Origin of the sequence: Bacteroides sp., assembly GCF_052357945.1 — a bacterium.
Lineage (GTDB): Bacteria > Bacteroidota > Bacteroidia > Bacteroidales > Bacteroidaceae > Bacteroides.
Window position 1 is genome coordinate 1 of record NZ_DAWCXD010000235.1, and the last position, 4,309, is coordinate 4,309.

A 4,309-nucleotide genomic window follows, 5' to 3' on the forward strand; every position below is an offset into this window, starting at 1 on the left:
GGAAGACCCATTGGAAGAATTAAATATGCGCTGATTTAATTCCGCCAACGGGTTAAAACTTTTGATATTGCTATCAACTCACGAGGTTCTGGTATTCCTCCGTACGAAGGGTCTGAATATGAAAAATATGTGAATGGAGAATGAAACAGCAAGAGATATAAAATACAGAACTATAAATCAATATGATGTGATATGAAACCAGAAACTGCATATAAGTTTATAAAAAGATTTACTCTTACCAATACAACAATCATGACTATACTTTTTGTAACTGCATGTGATTCTCTTTGGCATGCATTCTGTATCATTGCTACTCTACCAGTACTCGGTATTGGTATGGAACGAAATTTATTCTTGCGATCGACCGAAAGCCCATTACCGAGTGGTTCAAGGAGCAGTTCAAGAAGCTAAGGCAGAACATTTGCTGACCAATACAACCGCAAAGGAAAAGCAAGGGGTTCAAAGCCATAAATGTTAAATCCTGCCCAATTTGCTGAAAAAAGTGCAGGGCACCGTTCGTGACGTACTGCATTTTTATATATTTGTAATTATACAGGATAAAGAAAGGGATAAACTTTTCAAAATAATGAATTATCATTATAAAGAAGATGTAAACAATCATACAAATTGGGAATTGTTTTTTGAAGTAATGGATAGAATAATTTTATTTTTTTTAGGTAGTATATTACTTTTATCGGGCTGCAAGAATAGTAAACAGCCGGAAGGCTATAATTCTGTTAATATTATTGAATATGTTAATATTTACGATGAAAATAACAGGATTCTAACTGCACAAGGCACTGAATATGACTATCTCTATTTTGGAGACAATAAAGATAAAGGGATCTTGGCAGAGACAAATAATTTTACAAAGACATATAGTTATGATAATGATTCTTCCTGCTATACTGTAGAGGAGCCCTTGTCGGGATCATTACTAAAAACAATGAGATATACTGAAAATAGCATAGAAGAACTTGTATTGGAAAATAATAAGGATACATTTAGTTATTCTTTTTCCCTCTATTATGATAAGAATAAACCTAAGTATAAAAAAAGTATTATAATATTAGAAGACGCCCCCTTTTCTGACTCAAGATATGAGGAATACTACTACTATGACAATAATGGAAATAATACGAAGAAAATCCGTCATGACTTGAACACTGGGGAAAGAGAAGAAACCTATAAATTTAATGATACGGATTATAAGGAAGCTGTTAATCTTGTCCCTTCTTCCGATTACAAACAAAACATCGAGTGTTCACTGAAACAAATTGTTAATGATACCTTAATCACTCGGATTACCTTAAACGGTGTACTTGATAGAGTGACGAAGGAATATATTAATGGAAAAAAGAAAATTAAGGAAGAGTTTGACAATGATATGACCTTAGTCAATAAAGAAACAGAGTATGAAGAAAACGAACTGAAGGTAAACGTCAATCATACTTTAAGAAATACAGGCTACTCAACCGACAGTATCTATTATGAAGGAAACAAAAAAGTTAAGCACATTTATAATTCTGACTACAATGGAACCATAACACTTGAAATTTCAGAATATGATGAACAAGGAAATATAATAAAGAAAACAAAAAAACTCCGATGGGCGTCAGATAATGAGACTACTCGTTGAATGCAAACTTATTTATACATAAATCAAGTTGGCAAGTGTATGAAAAACATGAGCATAATGCCAACCGGAAATATAAGCAAACCTGTTTTTGTATTTGTGTTATTCCTGTTTGTCTGCGTGCAAATGGGTTGTACACATCGTTGTTCCGTCCCATTACCGGAAAGGTTGGGACGAATGGGACGGCCATTATTATTCCAGAAAGTTTATGATTGACGATTTGGTAAATAACCGTTTAAAGATAGGGATGACTTACCGGGAAATCCTGAACCTATTGGGAGAATCGTATTTTGTGAATGAGGAAGATTCAATACCCGGCATCCGTTACGAAATAGACGTTGAATATCAATTCCTTGACATTGACCCCTACAAGGGAAAAGACTTATTCATAAAATTCGGTAAAGACTCCTTAGCGGTCAGTTATAAACTTATTGATTGGCAGGGCGAACGCTCAATAACTTGTACATCCTATTATTCTCTATATTTTTTCAATCCCAATGACTTTATCTCTTATTTTCTCTTCCCATCCACACGCTTTCCTCTTTCCTGCCATTCCCTGTTTGATATCGCTCTGTTTTAATAACATAAGTGCCAACTTTGATATGGCGGAGAAGTTGAGATTGCAGCATTTCCTGTTTTTCTGTCATCATCTTCTCTGAATCCTATATCAAGTACCCAATGCAGGTTGTTTTCAACCTCCCAGTGTGATCCGACCGATTTAAGTATGAGTACCGGGTCAGGTTCCAATGATGATATATAGTACCTTGTTTCCATAGTAGCTTCTTTATCACCTGTTTTTCTGATAGAATTTATCATAGCCAATGTCTTGATCCCTGTCCACCCTTTGAAAAAATATTGAAGATTTTTAGCGCTTATGCATACACATTCCCTGTATTCACTTCTTCCATGCCCTTCGTTTTCCTCAAAGTACCTTTTTGCGTGACATAAATAGTATCTTGTTTCCTCACTAAGATTAAATTCTATCATATCCCTGAGTGTTTCATGGTTATCTTTGGCACATAAAATATAATCAGCTTTGTTCTCGATTATTAGTTTAGTGATTGATTTCTGGCAGCCCATAGCATCAATGGTTATGATGCAGTTCTCAAGATCCAGCGCCTTTATTAGCTCGGGGATAGCCTTTATTTCATTCGATTTTTCTTCTACTTTCTTTTGACCAAGGCAAATGTCGTTGGATACAGACCAGGCGCTGACTATATAGAGCTTGCTTCTCACTCCATTTTTTGAGCGACTGTTTTTATGGGGATTATCACAAACGGCCTTTCCGTCAATAGCTACCACCCCGGGAATTTTACGGCAGATGTCATCGACCCACAACCTGAAACGTTCTTCAAGTAGGCTAAGCACCCGGCGCCTTGTCGCATTTCTGCGATAGGTTTCCAAATACTCGCCTCCGAACCGGACTTACACGTCTCCGCGTATCCGGCTCTCCACTAATTTTACTCAATCTAAATTTTACCTTGATGTCGCAACTTATGGCAATGCGAACACAGCGCAATAGTTTTGCGCTTACGAGCTAACATATGCTTCTCCCAACTCTCTTTCCCTTTCAGGTCTTTGAGCTTGTGGATGTGGTGCATATGTAACTTGTCCGTAGCTCCACACAACTCGCACTTTTCCGCTTTGAGTCTGTCCGCTAAATTGGTGCGACTCGTATTGGCGACAGAGTTTGGTTGCAAGTCGCACATCTGGTTGAGCGCTGTTTTACGACGCTTGAAGCTCATTTTGTAAAAAGTTCGAGACTTAATCGCCCCTTTGTGCTCGTATTTCACGGTAAATTGTCTGTTACGGCGGTATTTCTCGTTGATTTTCCGTACCGTACTTTTATATTTATTCGCAAAAGTTTTATACATACTGTACTCCATGATGTATTGGAAGTTATGCAGTATTGCACAGTTGTTAGCGATGAGATAGTAGTTGCAAAATCCCATTATTTCCCGATTGTATCGGTCTAAGATTTCGAGGTCATCGTTGAAAATAAGCCTTTTTCGACCTATGGGCTTCCATACTTCTTTCCCGTGCTGAAGTGTAATTTTCATAGCTCCATACTCCAGAAGTTTGTCCCGTAATGAGTCCATGTTGATGTTCAACCGGACTTTATAGCCGTAAGTGCGTTTCAAACGCCCCAGCGTATCCCGTCGTTGTTCGTCGTCTCTTGTTACCGTCACCTCATATCCGAGAAATTTCGCTGTTTTCACCGTGTGGGTTATCAGTGTTTTCTCTTCGGATAGTTCGAGGGCAAGTTTATCGGCGAGGAAGTTTTTGATATCCTCTTTGATACACTTTGCATCCTCTTTACTTCCAATTATACCTATGATAAAATCATCGGCATATCGGATGTACTTGAGTCGTCAATAGTTTTCGTCCAATTCATCTCCGTACAGGAACGCAACCCCTTCCTTTTCGATGGCTTTGAGCCTTGCGACCAAAGTCATCTTTTCTGTCTCGTCTTTTACAGACTTCATTTTGTACACAATCCGTCTCCGCTCATTATCAAAGTATCTCGTTTTATCGCTCACTCGGCGTTTTTCTCCCTTGTCAAAGTTTTGGATATACTCTTTCACGTACTTAACGTGAGTTCGACATAAAATCAAAAAATAGTAAGTTGCCCGTCATTGATAAAGTTCACTTCAATGGCGGGTTTCTTTTCAA

General features: G+C 37.8%; 4 protein-coding genes and 2 pseudogenes. 3 read left to right on the forward strand and 3 right to left on the reverse strand.

Annotation, left to right across the window (positions count from 1 at the left end):
- Window positions 1-338: 338 nt before the first annotated feature.
- The 3 genes and pseudogenes from ACT8YW_RS21965 to ACT8YW_RS21975 all read left to right on the forward strand — a co-directional run.
- A pseudogene (locus ACT8YW_RS21965) lies at window positions 339-428 on the forward strand (mobilization protein); the annotation flags it as partial.
- Between the two features lie 62 nt (window positions 429-490).
- Window positions 491-1,639 (forward strand): hypothetical protein, encoded by a 1,149-nt coding sequence (locus ACT8YW_RS21970; RefSeq protein WP_444107144.1) that lies wholly within the window; start codon window positions 491-493, stop codon window positions 1,637-1,639.
- A gap of 205 nt (window positions 1,640-1,844) precedes the next feature.
- Entirely contained in the window at window positions 1,845-2,216 is a 372-nt protein-coding gene (locus ACT8YW_RS21975) for a hypothetical protein (protein WP_444107147.1), read from the forward strand.
- On the opposite strand, the pseudogene ACT8YW_RS21980 reads toward ACT8YW_RS21975, so the two are convergent.
- The 3 genes and pseudogenes from ACT8YW_RS21980 to ACT8YW_RS21990 form a co-directional block, all read right to left on the reverse strand.
- Window positions 2,115-2,989 (reverse strand): annotated as a pseudogene (locus tag ACT8YW_RS21980) (ISAs1 family transposase); the annotation flags it as partial. The gene ACT8YW_RS21975 and the pseudogene ACT8YW_RS21980 sit on opposite strands and share 102 nt — an antisense overlap.
- Window positions 2,990-3,105: 116 nt before the next feature.
- Window positions 3,106-3,996: an HNH endonuclease gene (locus tag ACT8YW_RS21985; protein WP_444107146.1), complete on the reverse strand. Its 891-nt coding sequence runs from the start codon at window positions 3,994-3,996 to the stop codon at window positions 3,106-3,108.
- A 12-nt stretch (window positions 3,997-4,008) separates the two neighbouring features.
- Complete coding sequence (locus ACT8YW_RS21990; RefSeq protein WP_444107145.1) at window positions 4,009-4,221, reverse strand: hypothetical protein; 213 nt, start codon at window positions 4,219-4,221, stop codon at window positions 4,009-4,011.
- Window positions 4,222-4,309 lie beyond the last annotated feature (88 nt).